The sequence below is a fragment of the Parasphingorhabdus sp. genome, from assembly GCF_036964565.1.
In the GTDB taxonomy this organism is placed as follows: domain Bacteria; phylum Pseudomonadota; class Alphaproteobacteria; order Sphingomonadales; family Sphingomonadaceae; genus Parasphingorhabdus.
Window position 1 is genome coordinate 22082 of the sequence record NZ_JBALTN010000012.1, and the last position, 21447, is coordinate 43528.

At 55.9% G+C, this 21447-nt stretch carries 17 protein-coding genes and 2 pseudogenes; 14 read left to right on the forward strand and 5 right to left on the reverse strand.

The window, feature by feature from the left end:
• Positions 1-25: 25 nt before the first annotated feature.
• A complete protein-coding gene (locus V7650_RS15610; RefSeq protein WP_176278798.1) occupies positions 26-817 on the reverse strand; it encodes an SDR family NAD(P)-dependent oxidoreductase in 792 nt (263 codons plus the stop codon).
• A 129-nt stretch (positions 818-946) separates the two neighbouring features.
• Here V7650_RS15610 and V7650_RS15615 point away from each other — a divergent pair, with 129 nt between their 5' ends.
• The 3 genes from V7650_RS15615 (at position 947) to V7650_RS15625 (ending at position 5702) form a co-directional block, all read left to right on the forward strand.
• Positions 947-1789: an alpha/beta fold hydrolase gene (locus tag V7650_RS15615; protein ID WP_176278797.1), complete on the forward strand. Its 843-nt coding sequence runs from the start codon at positions 947-949 to the stop codon at positions 1787-1789.
• Positions 1790-1950: 161 nt separating this feature from the next.
• The gene (locus tag V7650_RS15620; protein WP_335657162.1) at positions 1951-3441 is read left to right on the forward strand and encodes a class I adenylate-forming enzyme family protein; all 1491 of its coding nucleotides are present in this window, start codon (positions 1951-1953) and stop codon (positions 3439-3441) included.
• A gap of 65 nt (positions 3442-3506) precedes the next feature.
• Positions 3507-5702 (forward strand): TonB-dependent receptor, encoded by a 2196-nt coding sequence (locus V7650_RS15625; RefSeq protein WP_176278795.1) that lies wholly within the window; start codon positions 3507-3509, stop codon positions 5700-5702.
• Between the two features lie 167 nt (positions 5703-5869).
• On the opposite strand, the gene V7650_RS15630 is transcribed toward V7650_RS15625, so the two are convergent.
• Positions 5870-6523, reverse strand: a complete 654-nt coding sequence (locus V7650_RS15630; RefSeq protein ID WP_176278794.1) for a TetR/AcrR family transcriptional regulator — start codon at positions 6521-6523, stop codon at positions 5870-5872.
• Positions 6524-7115: 592 nt separating this feature from the next.
• Between V7650_RS15630 and V7650_RS15635 the strand changes: the two are divergent.
• A pseudogene (locus V7650_RS15635) lies at positions 7116-7721 on the forward strand (IS5 family transposase); the annotation flags it as partial.
• A gap of 8 nt (positions 7722-7729) precedes the next feature.
• Here V7650_RS15635 and V7650_RS15640 read toward each other — a convergent pair.
• Entirely contained in the window at positions 7730-8575 is an 846-nt protein-coding gene (locus V7650_RS15640; protein WP_100092257.1) for an acyl-CoA thioesterase domain-containing protein, read from the reverse strand.
• 626 nt (positions 8576-9201) lie between these two features.
• Between V7650_RS15640 and V7650_RS15645 the strand changes: the two genes are divergently transcribed.
• The 8 genes and pseudogenes from V7650_RS15645 to V7650_RS15685 form a co-directional block, all read left to right on the forward strand.
• A complete protein-coding gene (locus tag V7650_RS15645) occupies positions 9202-10386 on the forward strand; it encodes an alkane 1-monooxygenase (RefSeq protein WP_100092258.1) in 1185 nt (394 codons plus the stop codon).
• Between the two features lie 184 nt (positions 10387-10570).
• Complete coding sequence (locus tag V7650_RS18285; protein WP_442955318.1) at positions 10571-10984, forward strand: rubredoxin; 414 nt, start codon at positions 10571-10573, stop codon at positions 10982-10984.
• Positions 10985-12469 carry an aldehyde dehydrogenase family protein gene (locus tag V7650_RS15660; RefSeq protein WP_335657163.1) on the forward strand — a complete coding sequence of 495 codons (1485 nt, stop codon included), beginning with the start codon at positions 10985-10987 and terminating at the stop codon, positions 12467-12469. It begins immediately after the preceding gene.
• 30 nt (positions 12470-12499) lie between these two features.
• Entirely contained in the window at positions 12500-14122 is a 1623-nt protein-coding gene (locus V7650_RS15665; RefSeq protein WP_335657164.1) for a GMC family oxidoreductase, read from the forward strand.
• A gap of 95 nt (positions 14123-14217) precedes the next feature.
• The gene (locus V7650_RS15670; RefSeq protein ID WP_100092262.1) at positions 14218-14892 is read left to right on the forward strand and encodes an OmpW/AlkL family protein; all 675 of its coding nucleotides are present in this window, start codon (positions 14218-14220) and stop codon (positions 14890-14892) included.
• Between the two features lie 92 nt (positions 14893-14984).
• Complete coding sequence (locus V7650_RS15675) at positions 14985-17636, forward strand: LuxR C-terminal-related transcriptional regulator (RefSeq protein WP_335657165.1); 2652 nt, start codon at positions 14985-14987, stop codon at positions 17634-17636.
• Between the two features lie 18 nt (positions 17637-17654).
• Positions 17655-18845: an NAD(P)/FAD-dependent oxidoreductase gene (locus tag V7650_RS15680; RefSeq protein ID WP_335657166.1), complete on the forward strand. Its 1191-nt coding sequence runs from the start codon at positions 17655-17657 to the stop codon at positions 18843-18845.
• Between the two features lie 391 nt (positions 18846-19236).
• Positions 19237-19596: pseudogene (locus V7650_RS15685) on the forward strand (transposase); the annotation flags it as partial.
• 148 nt (positions 19597-19744) lie between these two features.
• Here V7650_RS15685 and V7650_RS15690 read toward each other — a convergent pair.
• Positions 19745-20002 carry a helix-turn-helix transcriptional regulator gene (locus V7650_RS15690; protein WP_335657167.1) on the reverse strand — a complete coding sequence of 86 codons (258 nt, stop codon included), beginning with the start codon at positions 20000-20002 and terminating at the stop codon, positions 19745-19747.
• On the reverse strand, positions 19965-20456 hold the full coding sequence (locus tag V7650_RS15695; protein ID WP_335653797.1) for a helix-turn-helix domain-containing protein: 492 nt from the start codon (positions 20454-20456) through the stop codon (positions 19965-19967). Before V7650_RS15695 ends, V7650_RS15690 begins: the two co-directional genes overlap by 38 nt.
• 361 nt (positions 20457-20817) lie before the next feature.
• Here V7650_RS15695 and V7650_RS15700 point away from each other — a divergent pair, with 361 nt between their 5' ends.
• Entirely contained in the window at positions 20818-21126 is a 309-nt protein-coding gene (locus V7650_RS15700) for a TrbC/VirB2 family protein (RefSeq protein ID WP_335653798.1), read from the forward strand.
• 30 nt (positions 21127-21156) lie between these two features.
• Positions 21157-21444 carry a type IV conjugative transfer system protein TraL gene (gene traL, locus V7650_RS15705; protein WP_335653799.1) on the forward strand — a complete coding sequence of 96 codons (288 nt, stop codon included), beginning with the start codon at positions 21157-21159 and terminating at the stop codon, positions 21442-21444.
• Positions 21445-21447 lie beyond the last annotated feature (3 nt).

The following is a 21447-nucleotide window of genomic DNA, read 5'->3' on the forward strand; positions in this document are numbered from 1 at the left end:
CGGGCTCTGAACTTGGCCAATGCACCTATCCCATTCTCGAACTGAGCCCGCCGTCGCTGACTAGGATCGTTCCGTTGAGGTTCTTGCCGTCGCGTCGGGACGCAAGCAGCACGTAACACCCTGCATGATCATCTGCCGCGGCGGCTCTTCCTAGCGGCGATGCCTTCGCTACCATTTCAACGGTCCGTTCTTCAGAATCGAGCCGACGCGAAGAACTCTCCAGCGCTGCGAGACCCGACAGGCCGGTCACCGTCCCGCCCGGAGCGACTCCATTGACGCGCACATGCGGCGCCCATTCATAGGCCAGCTGATAGACCACGCCGCGCAGCGCAAACTTACTTGCGGTATAGAGCGTCCCGCCGCCGCCAGCCCTGAAACTGGCGTTCGAACAGGTCACTATCAGGGAGCCACCCGATTCCCGCAGCGCCTCGACGGAGGATCGTGCGATCAATAAGGTCGAAAGTACATTGATGCGGAACAGTTCCTCGAACGCGGTCTCCACATCGGCCGTGCCCATCCGATCTATTCGCTTGTACCAATCGTACACGCCTGCATTCGCGACCACGCAGTCCAGCTTGCCGAATTTTTGCAGCGCGAGCGCGACCCCGCGTCTGCAGATCTCGGCCTCAGTGCAATCGCCTGCCACGACCGCACACCGATCGCCTAAACGATCCGCCAGGTCGGCAAGCGCATCCGCATTGCGATCCAAGGCTACCACATTCGCCCCCTCTTCTACGAAGCGCAGGGCCACCGCTTCTCCGATGCCCGAAGCAGCCCCTGTGATCACCGCAGTCTGTCCCGATAGAATCTCCACCATTTCTCACCCTCTGATTTTTGGCTCATGCCCATTTTGGCAAACCATACTCTTACGTATTGACATTTCTGCGAAGGTCTCGCAACAGATATTTCACAAGAATTTGACAAATTGCGTGGTGTGGAGAGAGATATGTCCAGTAATCTGAGGCTCCCCGATATCGGGGCTTCGATAGACGTCGACGGTATCCAGACGAATTATCATGAACACGGTGAAGGCGATCCAGTGATCCTCCTTCACGGTTCGGGTCCGGGCGTCACGGCATGGCAGAATTGGCAAGGAATCCTGCCTCGCCTTGGCGAAACGCACAGGGTTCTGGCCCCTGATATCGTGGGATTTGGCTTCAGCCCTTTGCCCGAAGGCGAAAAACCGGGGATCAAGCTGTGGACCCGGCATCTGGCGGGCTTCATCGACGCCATGGGCCTCAATCGAGTGATACTAGTTGGCAACAGTTTCGGCGGCGCGCTGGCGCTTGGGATGATGGCTAATCACTCCGACAAGGTGCGCTCGCTCGTTCTCATGGGGACCCCAGCGGGCGAGTTCGAGCAGACCCAAGGTCTGGCGAACAGCCGGACCTTCGAACCCAGCATGGATGCCATGCGCGCAATGATGCAGGCCTTTCCCTACGATCCGTCGATCGTCACCGACGAGGCCGTCGCCGCGCGGTTGCGCGTCGCCGAGATCGCCAGCGGTAAAGAAACCATCCGCAAACTGCAGCCCGGCGAGGAACAGAATGCCAAGGGGTCGCGCATCGTGAAAGGCATCCCGCTGCAGCAGCTTGATGCGATCACCGTGCCGGTGCTGATCCTTCACGGGCGGGAAGACAAGATGATCCCGCTGCAGGTGGCGGTACGTATGCACGAGCACCTCAAGCGTTCGGAAATGCACGTATTTGGTCAGTGCGGCCATTGGGTGCAACTGGAACGCGAGGAACAGTTCCTTGAACAGGTCCGGGGTTTTTTCCGCAACAACTGAACGCCTAGCAAACTCGCAAGCGCGTTTCAATCCGCCCTCAACTCAGCTTCCTCCTAAGATGGTACTTTATGCAGAAATCGAAAACCAGATCCGAGATACTTCGTCGCCTCAGTGAAGGCGATCCTGTTTTTACGCGGAAAGAATATTCCGATGTCGTAACCATGTTCTGGGACACCGTAGAGGCGTGCCCGGACCAGCTTGCCTTGGTCGAAGGCGGCAGAAGCCTTTCTTACGCGCAGTTTGGCGCCGCGGTGGCTGGTCTCGCGGCGCGGATCAGTCAGATTGTCCCGCCTTCAGGGCGCGTCGCGATCTGCATTCCGAATTCGATCGAGGCCAATGTCGCCATCTACGCCGCGCTAAGCGCCGGCGCGGAAATTTCGACGGTCAACGCCGACTATACCCCGCGCGAACTGGGTGCACTGTTCGAGATAGCGCCGCCCGGTCTGGTCCTAGCTGGTGAGCGTAACTCCAACGTTGCCGGGGAAGCCGCCGACAATGCCCATGCGCAGCTGATTACCGTGGGCGAAGGTGGCATTGCAATCGAGCAATTGCTCGACACCCAGCCCACTCGGCCTGAGGTGAAAATCACGGGCGACAGTCCCTGCATCATCATGTTCACCGGCGGATCGACTGGCACGCCGAAGGGCGTGCAGCGCAGCCACCGATCGGAAATGAGCATCATCAAGGCGATGCATACGGCATGGCCGACGCGCGATCAGGAAGAGGTGTGGCTCAATGTCGCCCCGATCAGCCATGTGTGGGGGACACACATGGGCTGCTTCAACCCGGTCTATGGCCGCTCGCCCCTCATCATCGTACCCCGCTTTCAGCCGGATCTGGTCGCGCGTTTGATGGAGGAACATCGGGTCAGCGTGTTCAGCGGCGGTCCGGCAGCGATCTATCAGGGCTTGCTTGCGGCCCCGGATACGGACCTTTCTGCCCTGTGGCTGTGTCCGGGCGGCGGCTCGGTCTTTTCCCGGCAAACCCTGTCGTCATGGGAGGCCAAGACCGGCCTACCAATCCTTGAGGCGTTCGGCATGACCGAAGGCGGCCCACTCACCGCGCAGCCACTCGACGGCACGCATCAATACGGCACCACCGGGCTTCCCCTGCCAGGCATAGAAGTAGCCATCGCCGCGCTCGACGGCAGCGGCAAGCGGCTGCCCGCAAACGAGAATGGCGAGATACTGATCCGGGGCGAACGGGTGATCGACCGTTACATGGGGCTACCTCCCGTGGCTGAAGATGGCTGGCTCCCCACCGGTGATATCGGTTTCACGACACCGGACGGCTTTCTGGCGGTCGTTGACCGCAAAAAAGACATGCTGATCGTCGCCGGGTTCAATGTCTATCCGAGCGAAATCGAGGAAGTGCTTTCGCTGCTTCCCGAGGTTTCGGACGCTGCGGTGGTTTCCGTGGCGGACGATCGCAAGGGCGAGGTGCCTATCGCCTTCGTGGCCACCGGGCCGGACTCCGGCATGACGGAAGAAGTCTTGCTGAGCCACTGCGCCGAACGTCTCACCAGTTACAAGATTCCTCAAGCCGTCGTCGTGCTTGACGAACTTCCGAAAACTCCTGCCCGCAAGCCGGACAAGAGACGACTGGGAGAGATGGCCAAGCAGTTCATGCAGAAACGAAAGGGTTCGAAATAAGTTAGTTCCAAATAAAATAACGTAGAAACACACAGTCGAAATATTATTATACCTGGGAGGTAAAAATGAAGAAATCATTGTTAACAACGGCAGCCATACTGCCTTTCCTGCTCTGTCCGGCTGCGGCCAATGCCCAGAGTGCCACCTCGGATGAAGCCGACCAGGCGGGCGAGGCCCAGCTAAAGGCGGATGCGCAAGCTGACGGCGCGGGCGGCATGATCATCGTCACCGCCACGCGCCGGGAAGAAAGCCTGCAGAAAGTCCCCGTGGCAGTGACCGCCCTGTCGACTGAGGTGCTGACAACCTCGGGCGTTGAACAGGTCCGGTCTCTCAACCAGGTCGTGCCAGGGTTCAACGGCGGCCGCAACCAGAACGTAATGCAGCCCAGCATTCGCGGTGTCGGTTCGAGCGGTACTTCGGTCGGCGATGAATCAAACGTCGCGGTCTATGTGGACGGCGTTTACCAGGGCGATCCCTATTCGACACAGATCGACCTTGTCGAAATCTCCCGCGTCGAGGTTCTTCGTGGGCCGCAGGGCACGGTGTTCGGCCGCAACGCCACTGGTGGTCTGGTCAACGTCGTGACCCCGGATCCTCAGTTCACACCGCGCGCCCGTATCAAGGGAAGCTGGGGTCGCCTGCGCGAGGATGCAAACAATTTCGACATTCGTGCCTACGTTACCGGCGGCTTGACCGACACAATCGCTGCCGATCTCGCCGTTCTCTATCGCAATCAGGATGGATACGCGACGAACCTGCTCAATGGCGGCGCTGTCGGCGATACCGAAATTGCGTCGATCCGGTCCAAGCTGCTGTTCCAGCCGAGCGACCAGGCCGAGTTCATTCTGACGGTCGCATATGTCGATACGCACGAAGAAATTGCGGCCACTGCCCAGCCGTTCGAGGGGAACTCGCTGGGCGCGCAGTTCGCCGGCGCGATCATTCCCGACGAACCCTGGGAAATCTCCAATTTCGCCTTCGGAACGGCTGGCCTGTCTGACTTCACCCGACTGGACATCGCGCTGAAGGGACAGCTCGATCTGGGCGGGGTCATTCTGGAATCGACCAGCTCTTACATGCGTACGCGCGTGCACCAGATCGCCGATTCCGATGGCACCAATATTCTTCTCGGCGAAACGAACATGCGAGTCAAACCCGATACGTTCACACAAGAACTGCGGCTTATTTCGGACAATGGTAGTCCCCTCAGCTGGACTGCTGGCGCCTATTATTACCAGCTGGAGGGTGAGCAGCCGCTTATCCTGATCAATCGACGGGACGTCGCTACCCCGGTCACGCCGATCACGATCGAGCCGGAAGTGGAGAATTCGTCAATCGCAGCCTTTGTCGAAGGCACCTATGATCTGACGCCGAGCCTCTCGGTAACGCTGGGCGGACGTTACACCACGGAGACGCGAAAGTTCTCGCAGCGTATCAACGGCAACCAGCTGTTCACGGATGCGGAGGAGGATTTCGACAAATTCACTTACCGCGTGGCCGTCCAGTACGAAGCTTCGCCTGATCTGAACATCTACGCCACCTATGGCACCGGGTTCAAAAGCGGCACCTTCAACACTTTCGGCACTTCGAACGTGGCGGTCGAGCCGGAAACGATCGAGGCGATCGAGTTTGGCATAAAATCCGATCCACTGCCGTGGCTGCGGGCGAACCTTGCGACCTTCTATTACACCTATGACAACTTGCAAGTGACCGCGCGGGCGGCCAATAATTCGTTCGTTCTGCAGAACGCGGCCAGCGCAGAGATCTATGGTGGAGAGCTCGAGCTTACGGCAGAACCTATTGACGGCTTGGATCTGCGTGCGGCCATCGCCTACACTCATGCCAAATATGATGAATTTTCCAACGCGCAGGTATTCATTCCCCAGGCGGGCGGCGGAAACATGGTTTCATCCACCGATGTCTCTGGTAATCAGCTAGTCCGCACCCCGGAGTTCACTCTGACGCTGGGCGGACGCTACACATTCGATGCGTTCGATGGAGAAGCCTTCATCGGTGGCAACCTCTTCCATTCGAGTGCGGTATATTACGATTACCTCAACATCTTCAGCCAGGATTCTTATGAACTTCTGTCGGCAGAGATCGGTTGGACTAGCCCGGATGACGATCTTACTTTCCGCATCTTCTCGAAGAATCTCACCAACGCAGCGGTGGCCCAGCAAATCTCGCCTGGACCGCTCGCCGCCTACATCATCTACGAACGCCCGCGTGAAGTAGGTGCAAGCGTAGAACTCAGGTTCTGATCTAACGGTCGACGCAGGGCACGAGCATGAACATGCCCTGCGTCGCCATGCCTTTGGGGCCTCGTACTCTTGCGGGTAGCGAGGCCCCTAGATTTTTGGAGCTTCCACATCGCAGCAACAGACACGCGGTGCCCCCGAATAAGGCTCCGGCCGGGCTCGGCGAAGGTTCAACCCGCAGTCGAAGCAGTCGCTCCGGTGGTGCTGGTGGAATCCGTTTTGGGCGGTTCCCGCCCTACTGTTACCGGAAGGAATACTGCGAGGAATGCCTTGGTATCTTCGGCATGGCACCGCTTCGTCTGGGAGCGTGACAGGATGTTCAGTCCGATGATTTGAGCCAGCGCCATTGTCGCCGTCTGGCGCGCCTGATGCTCGCGCTTGCCCAGTTCGATATAGGCATCGGAAATTAAGCTGATCCGGTCCTGATTGACGCGCCGGGTGGTTTCGGCAGCAATCTCGGAAACCCGCGCCCATTCTTGCAGCGCCCGTTCGACGGAGCCGCCCGGAACATCGTGCCGTCGGTTCAGGGCAAGGGTGTAAAAATATCGCAGCCGATCCAATGGATCGTCGAAGTCGCGTTTGCCCGCAAGTCCAATGGCCTTGGTCGCCGAGTTATACCAATATGACAGCGTCTCGCAGAGAAGCGTCTCTCTGTCCTGGAAATGCCAATAAAAGCTTCCTTTAGTTACATTCAGCTCCTTGGCTAATGATTCTATCTGAATACCGGCGACACCAACTTCACCTATTTTACTGAGCGTGTGCTTTAACCAGATGTCCTTTGACAGCCTGACCCGTTTTTTCGATCCGTTATTAGCTTCGGACATGGAATTCCCTAATTTTACGATCCAGTTCGAAAGTTTCGTTCTTCGGACCGCTTATCGCTTTAGTGGCGAAACGCGTTGACATTACATGTGCTGATAGCCGTATCTGCAGCATCAAGGCTGCTTTGACAATCCACCTAAGTATACGACGGCGGCGAGGATTGGGTCAAGGAACCTTCTATTAATCCGTCATTGATTATGCTGGCCGAACTTGCGGAACTCAGACTTCAAACGGATACGCGCATCGTGTCGCAGGAAATCAGCGAACTTCGACATATCGCGGTTACAGCCACGACGCAGGTGAAGATCAGCCGGGCTCTCAAGGGAACGTCGAGCCCCGGGTGAAATGGATATTCCATTCCCTTTCTGAATCTGCGCCGTTCATTAGCTGCCAGATGCTGAAACCGGTTAATCGACGCACCAATATCGGTACGCTCTGGTTCAAGCTCTCTCGTAAATTGGGACTGGGAATTCCTGCGACTCCCGAGACGGTAAACGGATTGCCACCAGCGGGTTTAGAGCCCGATCCGAAAGTAGTTGAGCAATACCAGGATGTTGTGATTCAGTCCGTCTTTACGAAGAGATGGAGTGAACGATGACATGGACTGGTATTGCCCGGCGTGAGCATAGCCGGGAAGGGTTACGATATCCAAGCGATATGACGGACCGGGAATGGCTACTGACAGCACCGTTTATCCCGTCCGCCAAGAGCGGGGGCCGCCCTCGCACGACCGATATGCGCGAAGTTGTGAATGCGTTGCTCTATATTGCGGCGAGCGGTTGTTCGTGGCGACTGTTGCCAAAATGCTTTGCGCCGGTGTCGACGGTGCGGCGCTATTTCTACGCCTGGCGTGATACGGGTTTGTTTGATGCGATCAACATGGTGCTGGTTATGAACCTGCGCGAAATCGAGGGTCGCGAAGCCTCGCCCAGTGGCGGTGTCATCGACAGCCAGAGCGTCAAAACCACGGAAAGTGGAGGAGTTTGCGGCTATGACGCGGGCAAGAAGGTCAAAGGCCGCAAACGGCATATCGTTACTGACACTTGTGGCTATCTGATCTTCATCCTGGTCCATGCCGCCGATATTCAGGACCGCGACGGGGCCGTCGATGTCCTCAAAGCTATCCGCTATCGCTTCCTATGGCTGCGCCATGTGTTCGCCGATGGCGGCTATGCGGGGGACAAGCTCAGGCGCGCGCTCAAATGCCGCTAGCGCACAAAAGTTGCTATCGCTGTGGCTAGCGGTTTCTCTGGTTCATGGAAACAGCTGGCGCGGACAAAGCTCGCGGCTTTGCCTTCACGTTCAAAACAACTGTTCGTGAATAGATCGCGCGAACCTACGGCTGGACGCAAATAACGAATGTCAATTGACTCTAGCTGCTGGCCGATCGAACTTTCACCGCCTGCCACACGGCCCTGGCATGCAGACATCAGCGCCGCAGCAACGGCGCCGCCATGGACAATATTTCCGCTTTCCCATCCCAAAACGGCCCGATTTCCTGCTGCAATTTGTGGAGAGTCTGGTGCGCCCGATAAACCCAAACTGGTGCTCATTGGTCCGGGCATTGCTTGAGGACTGAAATCACCGATCAAATTATAGTCGGCCGGAGCGCCCCCCGGGAAGCTCCCCAAACGAAACAGGCCTGTTGCTGTTCCGACGATATCTTTGGACGAGTTGGTTACACTGCCTGTTACAGTGGCAGATGTTTTCCCAACCATCACCGCTTCGGCGGTCAACGTCAATTCATCCCCCATCGAAGATCCTGATAAAAGTCCGATCCGCAAATCAAAAGTTGAAATTCCGATTTCAGCCGCAATCAGTCCTTTCAACGATTGGGACAATCCTTGATCGATAAAGCCCATGAGTGCCAGCGGATCAAGGTTTGGATTTCCCGGTGCTTTGGCAATCCGCCTATTGGCTTTCATTCGACTGATCGAACGCCCGCTGCTGCATTCCAGCAACTCCATGCCGAGCGTCAATTGATAGGGGGTTACAAGTCGAACCCGCATTTTCTCACCCGTCTGTCCATCTGGCTTGATTGCGCAGTCATCCATTTAACTTCCAATAAGGCATACTCAAAATTCCTTAGTTAGGCGTAAATTGCAAACAAACGACTCCGTTCGCCGGAGACGCGAAAATTGATGCCCGCAAAACCCGAACGGTGCAAGGTCATCATGATCTTGGGGAATGAGGTCCGATGATTGCTTTTACAATTCTGGCCAACATCCCCTTTGTCATTTGGTCATGTTAAACTAGCAGGGCAACGTTGAGAGGCGTAGGCAGCGTTGCGCGCGTCGCGCATTAGATATTCACCGTTGCGTCGATGCCATATGCGCGCGGTGTGTACATCGGGTGTCTGGGGAGACACTCTCTACCTGCGATTATAGCCTTTCCCGAAGCGCTTCATAGGGCGTTTGGCAAAACCAAAGACTCTTGTCTCGGCTTCGTCGCGCTCGCCTCATTCTTATTTGCGCCTCCTAAGCCGGTACAATCCTATCCCGCGGCTCCTCAGAGGCGCTCCTTAACGGCCTATCCAATCGAAAAACGCCTAAAACTACCCGATCAGGTAGTTGAATACCCCTCATATGCCTGTCTACTTGTTGCAGATAGGAATCGGACACGAAATTCGAAAAAGTCCGATCCATTTATGGACTAGGGATGCATTTGAAAGGTAGAACGGATGGTGAGCCACGCATTGAATAAGTCGCATCTAGATGGCGATGCGGCACTGAACTATGTCGACAAGAAAAAAGCACTATGGATACTCTCCGTTCTTTGGCCAGCAACGCCTCTGGTAGGCCTTTATCTCGTTTCGGAAACGGGCTGGAGCATCTGGTATGGACTGGTTCTGATCCTGTGGTATTTAATTATTCCAGCGCTTGATTTTGTATTTGGTCAGGATTACTCCAATCCGCCCGAAAGCGCGGTAGAAAAACTTGAAAAAAGTACATATTATCGCGTGCTTCTCTACCTTACGGTGCCAATACACTTCGCCGCGCTGATCGGCTGCGCATGGTGGGTTGCCACCCAGGATCTCAGCGCGCTTGAATTTATTGCGCTGGCCCTCTCGTTGGGTGTCGTCAACGGATTGGCACTCAACACCGGCCACGAACTTGGACATAAGAAATCCTCGTTCAGTCGCTGGATGGCAAAGCTTGTGCTTGCCGTTGTCGGCTACGGACACTTCTTCATCGAACATAACAAAGGGCATCACCGCGACGTAGCGACGCCGCTAGATCCCGCAACTTCGCAAATGGGCGAGAATATTTACATTTTCTCGCTGCGCGAAATTCCGGGTGCATTCAAACGCGCTTGGCATCTGGAAAAGGAACGCCTCGCCCGTTGTGGCAGTAGCCCCTGGACTCTCAAAAACGAGATTCTCCAGCCGATGGTCGTCACCGTCCTGCTTTATGGTGCGCTGATCGCCGCATTTGGCACGATCATGCTAGTCTTCCTACCGATTCAAATGGCGTATGGCTGGTGGCAGCTGACGAGCGCGAATTATATCGAGCATTACGGCCTGCTGCGCGAGAAGTTGCCGAATGGCCGGTATGAGCACCAGCAGCCGCGGCACTCGTGGAACGCGAACCATATCATGTCAAACCTGATCCTGTTTCATTTGCAGCGCCATTCGGATCACCATGCGCATCCGACGCGGTCCTATCAGTCGCTGCGTAATTTTGAGGATTTGCCGGCGCTTCCGCTCGGCTATCCAGGGATGTTTTTTCTCGCACTATTCCCAGCTGCATACCGGGCCGTGATGGACAAGCGTACCGTCGCTTGGGCCGGCGGCGATCTGAGTAAAATCCAGATACGCAAGGGCAAACGGGCATATTACGAAAGAAAGTTCGCGGACGCTGCGTAAAACTTTTCGGCGCAGGGTAGAGTCTCTTCCCACACCCACCCTGCGCCGTTCTTCCCAACCGAGTGGCGGTGCAGGTTTGTAGGGTCGAACGCTGTGAAAGCTTTGTGCCCAAGGTCACTGCGGTGTCCCACCGAGCGGTGCGATCCGCACCATGGCTCTCCAGAACAAATTACGAGGTTTATCGATGGCGAAATATCAGTGCCCTGATTGCGGTTATATTTATGACGAGGCCGATGGCGACCCTCATGAAGGTTTCGGACCTGGAACGCCGTGGAGCGAGGTGCCGGAAAGCTGGTCATGTCCCGACTGCGCTGTGCGCGACAAGATCGATTTTACTCCGATTGATGGAGGGTTGCAGGCCGCTGAAGTTGGCGCTTGCACGCCCGTCGCCCCAGATGGTTCGACCATGACCCGCGCCGCTCCAGGGGCGCCATTTCGAAAGTGGGTCTGCATCACCTGCGGGCATATCTACGACGAGGCGACCGGTGATCGGCACGAGGGATTTGCGGCGGGGACTCGGTTCGAAGACATACCGGATGACTGGTGCTGTCCCGATTGCGGTGCATCCAAGGGCGATTACGTCCTCGTGCGCGATTGAATGACGACAGACCAGATGAAAGTTAATTCAATGGGGAATCTTGAAATTCTGAAACCAGCTGGATCTCCGGGCAGTACGATTAGAGAATATGACAACCTTTTGACACAAATGAAGGCTGCCCAGTTGGCGCGTCGGACGCGGTATAATCGGAATGCGCGGCTTGATCATCTTGAAAGGCTGCGCGAGGCTGTGCTTGCGCACGAAGCGCAGATCATTGAGGCCTGCGAACGTGATTTCCGCAAGCCTGCAGCGGAAGTCAAGTTGACCGAACTATTCCCGGTCCTGCAAGAAATAAGGCACGCCAAACGGCATCTCAGGCAGTGGATGAACCCCCGTCGCGCGGCGATGACCTTGAGCATGGCTGGCACGCGGGCGCGGGTACGCCCTGAAGCCAAGGGCGTGTGTCTTATCATCGCGCCCTGGAATTACCCAGTGAATCTCTCATTAGGCCCGTTGGTTTCAGCGATCGCGGCCGGAAATAGCGTCGTGATCAAGCCGTCGGAACTGACACCGCACACCTCGGCCATAATCGCCGATATCGTGGGCGAGGTCTTTTCACCATCGCATGTTGCGGTGGTCCAAGGCGGGGTTGAAACCGCCCGGAGCCTACTGGAGCAACCGTTCGATCATATCTTCTTCACCGGCAGTCCGGCGGTCGGCAAGATTGTCATGGCAGCAGCGGGGCGCAATCTCTCTTCGGTAACGCTTGAATTGGGCGGGAAGTCGCCGACCATTGTCGGCCCCGGGGCGGATATGCAGAAGGCGGTACAGAGTATCGTTTGGGGTAAATTCGCGAACAACGGACAGACCTGCATCGCGCCCGATCATGTTTACGTTCATAGCAGCATTTCCCAAAAATTTGAGCAGGCTGTCATCGCAGAGATTCGCAGGGTCTATGGGAGCGACAGTCGCGAACTGAAGGCCAACCCCGACTATTGCCGGATAGTCAATGCGCGCCATTTCGAGCGGTTACACGCCCTCATAAAGGATGCACGCGCGAAGGGTGGAGAGATCGCTTTCGGCGGAGAATTCGATTCCAGTGAAAACTACATTTCACCGACCGTGTTGAGAGGCATGAACCCTGACATGGACATCGCCGAAGAGGAATTGTTTGGGCCCCTGCTCCCGCTCATTCCGTTCGATAATCTGGATGACGTCATCGGAAGGATCAATTCGCAGCCGAAACCTCTGGCGCTCTATATCTTTGAGAAGGACCGCTCATCGATCGACCGCGTGATTGCGAACACCTCTACTGGCGGGATTGGGATCAATGTCACGGTCGCCCAATTTCTCCATCCAAACCTCCCTTTCGGTGGAGTGAACAATTCCGGGATAGGGGCCGCGCACGGCGAGTATGGCTTTCGTTCGTTCTCACATGAGCGGGCCATCCTGGAGGACCGCTTCTCGATCCTTTCCTGGCTCTATCCTCCCTACACGCCGCGCGTGCGCCGTTTAATCAACCTCATAGTCCGGGTGTTGGGCTGATGCGTACATTCTGCAAGGAACATGCGAACTATGTATGACTATATAATAATAGGGGCCGGTTCGGCCGGTTGTGTCCTCGCCAACCGATTGTCCGCCGATGGCAAGAAACAGGTGGCTCTGCTCGAGGCTGGTCCGAAGGACAAAAGCCCGCTGATTCACATGCCGATCGGAATCGCGCTTCTGGCCAATAACAAAAAGCTCAACTGGGCTTTCGAAACCGAGCCGCAGGATCATCTTAACAAGCGGCGCTTGTTCTGGCCCAGAGGAAAGACACTCGGTGGCTCATCTTCAATCAATGCGATGGTCTATATTCGCGGCCATCCGGACGATTATCAATATTGGCAGGAAGCGGCAGGATCGGCTTTGTGGGGGTGGGACCGTGCGAGCGAACTTTTCCGGCGCATGGAGGACAACGAACGTCACCCGGCTGGAGATTTTCACGGACAGGGCGGTGAATTGAGCGTCGGTGATTTGCGTACGGTAAACCCGCTCAGCGATGATTTCGTCGAAGCGGGGCGGGAACTCCAGTTCCCGGTCAATCCGGATTTCAACGCGGACAGCCAAGAGGGCATCGGATATTACCAAGTGACACAGCGCGACGGTCGGCGATGGAGTTCAGCGCAGGCCTTTTTGCGTCAGGTCGAGGGGCGGGCGAACCTGCACATCATTACCGATGCGCGCGCCGAGCGCGTGTTGATGAATGGCAAATCGACCGTAGGTGTCGCTTTCCGACAAGGGCGCGAATCAAAGAAGTTGAAGCTCAAACCGGGCGGTGAAGTCCTATTGTCTGGCGGCACGGTGAATTCTCCACAATTGCTGATGCTGTCGGGGATCGGGGATCGTGCGGTGCTGCGCCATAATGGCATTCCGATCGTACACGATTTACCCGAGGTCGGTCAGAACATGGCCGATCACCTCGACGTCACCATCATGAACGCAGCAAATTCGCGCAAGCCGATCGGGGTGGCAGCCAGCTTCATACCAAGAGCCCTCGGCGGTCTGTGGTCGTATATTTTTTCACGGCGGGGCTTTCTTACCAGCAACGTTGCGGAAGCAGGTGGTTTTGTCCAGTCTTCGCCCGACCGAGACCGGCCCAATGTTCAGTTCCACTTTCTGCCTACTTATCTCAAAGATCACGGGCGAAAACTTGCCTTCGGATATGGTTACACGCTTCATATCTGCGATCTGCTGCCGAAAAGCCGCGGTTACATTTCCTTGAAATCATCTGATCCAATGGCCGACCCGCTGATCCAGCCTGGATACCTAGCCGATCCTGATGATCTCAAGACAATAATCGCGGCATTCAAGATCGGTCGGCGCATTCTGGATGCGCCGGCGATGGCCGCTCATAGTGCTGCTGAGGTGCATCCCGGGCCGTCGGTCCAGACAGACGATGAAATTGCCGCGTTTATCCGCGACACTGCCGAAACAATTTACCATCCCACGGGCACCTGCCGAATGGGTGCGGATGCAGAGTCCGTAGTCGACGCCTCGCTTCGTGTCCGGGGTATCTCAGGCCTCCGGGTCGTGGACGCCTCGATCATGCCCAGCCTCGTGGCCGGTAATACCAATGCGCCGACCATGATGATTGCAGAGAACGCCGCCGACATGATTTTGGGCAAGGTCGGTACGTTGGACGCAAATGCTGCCTGAGGCCGCTCGGTCTCAAGAAAACTCCGGCGGTGCCCGGAGAAATTAGTGAAGCTGGGCCTGGCCCGGACAAGATAACTGTATCTGGGAGAGAAGAAATGAATCCATTCAATGTAAAATTCCCGACATCCTGTTGTGTTCTGGGTCTGGCTCTCATGTGGGGGAGTGCGGCTTCAGCCCAAGATGGCGGCATGTATAAACGCGGGGATTTCGTAGTCGCTGTTTCCGCGTCAGAGGTTTTGACCAGTGAGCAGTTGGACGAGGTTTCGGTTGGCGGGGGTGACCTGCCGGGAGCAGGCGTCACCATCAATAATGACGAAACGGTCACTTTCGACCTATCCTATTTTCTGTCTGACCGGATTGCGGTGAATCTGTTCGGCGGTATCCCTGCTAGCGCGAGGCTGCAAGGAACCGGCTCTATCGGAGGTCTTGCGCTCGGCTCGACTGATTATGGACCTGCGGTGTTGTCGCTTCAATATCATCAGCCGATCGGGAGTAACGTCTCTCTTTATGCAGGGGGAGGCGTAGCGCGCCTGCTATTCCTAAACGAGAAAGACGGCGCAATTGCCGAATTCGATGTGCGCGACACTTGGGCTCCCGCGCTGCAGGTCGGAACGCGTGTAGCTCTGAATTCGAGCCTATTGCTCAACCTCGATACCCGCTATATTCCTTTCAATGGAAATATCAGCGGTAATCTTGGCCCCGCGCGAGTCAAGGCCAAGGTCGGCGTGGACCCAATTGTCGTCAATATTGGCCTTGCCTATCGCTTCTGACGACACTCCTGATCCGCATTCCCGGTACGGCAAATTCAATTGCCGGGACAGATAAGCAGCGGTCGGTGCCGCCGAAGTTAAGAGGAATCATTATGATGACAGCGGGTGGGGTCGACGGGAAAACGCCGCTCGGGCAAGAAGGGCTCGACCCCACCTTGCAGTTATACAACAGACGCATGGCCCAGCGCAGGCACGTTTTTGCTCAGTCTGCCATCCGGCGCGAGCGCCTCTCGCATGAGGCCCATCAAGGTGCGAAGGCGCTCGTCTACTGCGCACCCAGCGGCTTTGGGAAATCGACGCAGTTGGCGATCATGGCAGAAGATGCAGGTTCCGGGAACGCAGCTTACCTTAGCCTCGCTGAGTTCGAAACTGCGGAGGGCAGCGATGGTTCGTGTGTAGAACGTGTGATGCAGGCCATCCTCGATCAGTTGTCGGGACCGGATGCGCCGCAAACAAAGGGCGTGCACGAGGGAGAGGCTGTACTGTTCGCCCGGCTTTGGAAAACCGAGCAGCCAATCTTGTTGTGTTTCGACGAATTTATACCGGCTTTTGCTGACTTGGCGGAGCGGATTATCTGCGAGACGCCTTCCAGCGTCAAACTTGCCTTCGCCCCCATTGGCGTGGAGTTTTTGTCACGGCTCGCTCTTTTGCCCGGGGTCGTAAGAGTGCGGTCGGAAAGCTTAGCATTCAACGAAGCCGAGATAGATGAACTTGCCCTTCTATCGGGGGCGCCATGGTCCACTGAACGCGCTTTGGAACTGACTGGCGGCTGGCCCGCATTGCTGCGTTTCGCTGTCGACCGAGCCGAGCCATTATCTTCGCCCATACAGTGGCCAGAAGTGCAGAACTTCTTGCATAACGACGTGTTTGCCAAATTGACCGTCGAAGAACGGGAAGTTCTGCGTAACGCCTCAATCTTGCAAACGGTTACACCGGAAAGCTATCGCTATGTTTTTAAAGCGAATTCGGACCTAGAACATTGGCTCAAGCGCCTGAGCGCTGTCCATGGTGTGCTGGTTGCAGGGCTGGCGAATGATGGGGAGAAGTTAGTAATGCTCCCGGTGCTCCGCGATTTTCTGCGCGAGGAGTTGCGCGTACTCATGCCAGACCGAATTTCCTATTTGTTGAAGCGCATCGCCTACTGGCATTGGCGACAAGGCGAATACCGCGAGACGATAACTGCTGCTTTGGATGCCCACGACCATCGCTGGGCGCACCGGGTAAGCGCAGGCGTGCTTATCGATATTGCATTACGACAGGGAGAAATTGCGGGTCTACGAGAATGGTTCGCTTCGGTTCCTCGTGACCAGTTGAATCGCCTGCCAGCCTTGGCATTCGGCTATGCCTGGACGATGTATTTCAGCCAGCAGGCGCAGGTGGCAGACGAAGTGCTCGAAGGCATGGCCGCAACTGAATACGCCGGCCAGAACCTCTACGGCCAACCCAGGGGTTGGCCCGAACTCGTATTCGCTATTGGCAAGGCGACACATGATGAATTGGATGAAAGCACCAGACTATGCCACCAATGGATCGATAGTTTTGGAGAGGATAACGAGGTTGGCGCAGGCGCGGCTTATACCTGCTTAGCATTTATCGCTGCGAGCGAGCGGCAATTCGAAGATCTGTCGAAGCTTTCTCGGAAGGCTTTCTCAATCAATCGATACGCGCGTCAGCGTTACGCTTCGGGCTGGCTCTCGGTCGCTCACGTGCTCGCGGCGATGCGGAGCGGCAAGATGCTACGGGCTCGTAAACTCGTAAAACAATCGCGCGAGAGCTCTGATATCGCTGTTGAACGTTCGCCCTTCGCCTCAAATCTCCTGCAGGCGTTCGAATATCAACTTTGCGAAGAGATCAAAGAAGGTGTCATGCCAGAGGGGCTCGAACACGACGCCATTAATTTCGCAATGGAATATGGGGTGGTGGATGTGCTCGCCGGAGTGACCCAGGCTGCGGCAAGGCGGATGGCGTTGAAGGGACTAACAACTGAGGCATTTGCCCTGATGGAAAAGGTCCGCGCCACGGCTCACCGCCGCCAATTGCCCCGCTTACGTTATCTGGCGGAAATCAATCTCGCCGAATTTCACTTGCTGGAAGAAAGCGCGGCGGCTGATGTTGATCTGCCCAAGCCCAACGCTGCGATCCTTTCGGCCAACCAGCTCCAGGCGTTGGATGCGCGCCTCGCCCGTGTGCGAGCGCTCATCGAGATCGGCAAGTCGCGTTTCGGGCTTGCTGAACAGCACGCCCGTCTCGCGTTGCGCGAGGCGGGCGTAATGGGCGACTTGCGTGCGGCGGCCGCAGCCCAATATTGTCTCGCTACGGCGCTTGTCTTTCTGGGTTCGACCCGGGACGCGGAACGTGCTTTTCGCGAAGCGGAAGAACTCGTCGCATTGAATGGATGCCACACGACACGTGAGTGGATGATGGCACTGCTCCTTCGAATCGTGCCAGAAACGATACAGTTCTTCGATACAATCGGGCGTAAGGGCGAAGCGCTTCATTCGATGGAGCCGAGCGTCGGCTCCTCAGATAAGGGCCTCGTGCCGGTTCTGGCAGGGCGGCTTACCCGCAAGCAATATCTTGTCCTCCAATATATTGCCCGGGGCATGACGAACAAGGAAATCGCAGCACAACTCTCGATCAGCGAAAGCGGCGCGAAATGGCATGTCAAGCGGCTGTTCGAACGCTTCGGTGTCTCTAAGCGGAGTCAGTTGGTCGCGACCGCGCAGGCAAAAAACTTACTATAGGTACAAGGAAAATACTTCATGCAATCAATTAAGAGAATTGTAATCATTGGGAGCGGGACTGCTGGGATCAATCTAGCGCTAAATCTGCGCCAGAACGGTTTCGCAGGGAATGTCACGGTATTTGGTACCGAGCATCACGATCCCTATCAACGTCCGCCGCTTTCGAAGAACTGGTTGCTATCCGATAACGATCCCAGCCCCATTCCGTTGCGTCCAGCGAGCGCTCTTGAGGAAAATGAAATCGTGCTCAGGCTGGGCCAGGAGGTTGCCCTGATCGACCGCAAACGTGCTGTGATTGTGACCGAAACTGGCGAGGAAACTCCTTATGACCGGCTAGTATTCGCGACGGGCGCCGCGCCGCGCCGGCTCGACGTGCCGGGCGCGGATCTGAAAGGTGTTTTCTATTTGCGCAGCCTGGATGATGCTGCGGCGCTGCGGCGCGCGATGCGCGATAATTTGTCGGCCGGAGCGGTCGTTGTAGGCGCTGGGGTGATTGGCCTTGAAGTCGCCTCGGCATTTACCACCCTTAATAGACCCGTGACGGTGGTCGAGGCGGGTGCACGCGTCCTCGCTCGGGTCGCATCGGTTTCGGTCGCGGCGCAAGTGACGCAGCGACTGGAAAAGGCGGGCATACACTTCCTGTTTGAAAAGGCGGTCGCCCGGATCGAAGGCGAGTCCGGTTCGGTAAAAGCCTTGGAGCTAGCCGATGGAACTCGATTGCCCGCCCAGCTGGTTATCATTGGAATTGGAGCGGTGCCACAGGAAAGCCTTGCACTCAAGGCTGGACTTACTTGCGATGACGGTATACTGGTGGATGAGGAAATGCGCACGTCGGATGAGCGCATTTATGCAATTGGTGATTGCGCGCGGGGGCCGAATGAATTCGCGCGAGGCAAAGTCCGGATCGAGACGATCCATAACGCTATGCATCAGGCGAAATTGGCGGCCGCCAGCCTGTGTGATAAACCCGCTCCCGCTCCGGCCGTGCCGCGTTTTTGGTCCGACCTTGCTGGCATGAAGCTTCAGGGTCTCGGCATTCGCTCCGATTCGGAAGTGATCGAGGAGCAACATGGGGAGAGCGAGGATGCCGGCGAATATCATCATTTCGAGAACGGCCAACTCGTCGCGACCGAAACAATCAATCTCCCAATGCGGCAGAACGAGTTCGCCTCGCTTATCGTATCCCGAGCTCGTACTGACACCGAATAGTCTGTGAGTTGTTCCCCGTCAGCACTTATGTCACCAAATTGATGTTGTGATTTAAGGAGTGTTTTGGTTTCATCGTAGTGACGAAGGAACGAAGCTCACGGCAAATCAAACTTCATTTCGAACGATGTTGGATGATCATCTGAAAGAACGAGCAACAAAGATGTTGGGGCAAGATAAAATGTCGAAAGAGGCCATATCGGAAGCATTGGGCTATACCGACCGGACCAGTTTTAGCCATGCGTGCAGACGGTGGTTCGACATTTGATGGCCACGTCGAGAAATGGGCCCTTCCCTTGGGGATTGAAATCCGGTTCAAGGATGCTGAGGCAGCGAGGGAACTTGGATCATGGGCCAGCCGGGATTTTTTGATTTGCAGCAGCGGCATTAAGGTCTGGACGCAAAGTCTGATCCTTTGGTGGCGATATTGGTAGCGGTGCCGTTTGAGCTGTTCCGCGTGAATCTGAAGGCGGCCCTGGTGAAAAGCGGTCTGCGCAAAATGGCGGATGATCGCAAGAATGCGGCGGGCCGCAAGCCTTGGGATGAAGTGCTGATCTTCAAGGCCTTGGTGTTGCAGGCGCTCTACAATTTGTCGGACGATGCGATGGAATATCAGCTGCGGGACCGGCTCTCCTTCATACGGTTTGTTGGCCTTGGCCTTGAGGACGCGGTGCCCAATGCCAAGACGCTATGGCTGTACCGCAAGGCGCTGGTCAAAGCGGGAGCGATTGAAGGCCTGTTCCATCAGTTTGACAGCACGCGTCACTGCTATGAATGGCAGCGTGCTCAAAACATGTTATAGCAACTGTATCGTTCACGCTGTTTGCTCCATCCAGTTTATTTGTGAGCGACACAACGCGTTTAGTATCCGACGGAAAAAAATTTGTGGAATTCCGAAAGTTCTAGCTTGTAGCGTCGAGCGATGTCTTTGAGGTGATCCATCCGTTAATATCGCTTTCTAGCCACCTGACGCTGTAACCGCCTATTGAATGAGGCCTAGGAAATTTCCCATCGTCCATCCAGCGATAGATGGTTGATCGTCCTAGTCCGACACGGTGCTGGACTTCTTTCAGACGGAGCAAACGTGCCGCAGGCGGATCTGGCAGTTTATTTGGCTCAATATCAAGCATATCCGCCTCCATGTGCGCGATCGAAGCCATCGCCCAGAAGCGTATCCTTCCGGGCGAGGTCGTCCATGTGCTCAGCGAGCAGTCGCGCGACGCGTTGAGCAGTCCCCTTCGCCCAATGCGGTTTGACACCGTGGAGGTGATCACCAAGCTGGGTTTCTAGGACATCTGGCAAATGGCGAACCAGTTCTTCAAAAAACAAGGCTAGATCCGTTTGCATCCAGCGTGATGCCTTGTCCTGATCTGAAGCTAGATAAAGAAGCAAATGGGCATGCGGCGATGCGCCCGTGCCATATAATATACGCAAGGCTTCACTTACGGTAGCTTCGCGTTTGCCGGCCAAGATACGCCGCATCGTGCCCCGGTCAATTTCAGCCGCGCGCGCAATGCGCACTTGAGAACGGCCTGATGTTGAGGCCGCCTGATTAAGCAGCATAGATACGCCGGCTTTGATATGCGCCTCGGAAATTCCATTGGTTTCAGTCATGTCATTCATCCTGTCTTTAAGAGAACGAATCACCTGATATCTTGAAGGCGCACCTGTAGGAAAATGAAAAGAACATAAATAGAACAAATAGGAAATTACGAATCAACTGATCCGGGTTTCCTGTTCTGTTAAAAACAGCTTCTGTTTAAATGAGAACAACTGCTGTGCTGGCCTGAACAGTTCCGGGCAGATTAGCGCAATCGCTGTTCGGCTATGCCCATTTCCCTTCCAAATTGTCGCTTTTAGCTTGGGATACATCCAATTTGGCATTTCCTGTTTTCCTACAGGCGGATCACCGATGCACAAAGAACATACAGCGAACGCATGCTGTTTCATGTTTCTCAAGCGAAAGTGATTTTCTATGACCAATATTTCTCAAACACGCCGGCGCGCATCCGATTATCTCATTCCAGCAGCCGTTGCGCTTCTGTGTGCAACGGCTGCCTATGCGGGCGCAGACAATACCTTTGATCCTGCGCTGGCAAAATTTACCGACTTTCTAGAAGGTTCTGGTGGCAAGATCATTACCGTTCTCAGTCTGGCTGCGGGGCTTATTGGTCTTGCATCCGGACGCTTTTCATTGGGGCAAATCGCGGTACCCGTAGGCGTCGGTATCGGCGTCGGGACCGGCGTTCCCATCGTCACCTCTGTTGTCACGGCAGTCATTTAACGACTGCGACCGGCAAGGAGGGCGGCACAAATGGCTGACAGATATCTTTTGCCCCGGCGGCTTGATGATCCCGAACTCATCGGATTTTGGACGATCGACGAGTTTCTTGGCCTGATCATCCCGTTCGCCTGGGGCATATTAGCGCAGCATATTTTTGTAGGAATCGCACTAGCATTTGTCGCCTGGTTCGCTCTTCGAAAAGCAAAATCTGGCGGTGCGAGCGCGCAGCTCCTGCATGCTGTCTATTGGTATCTGCCCGGTTCGTTTCTGGGATTGAGAGCCACGCCGCCCTCCTACTGCCGACTTCTGGCCGGTTGAAAG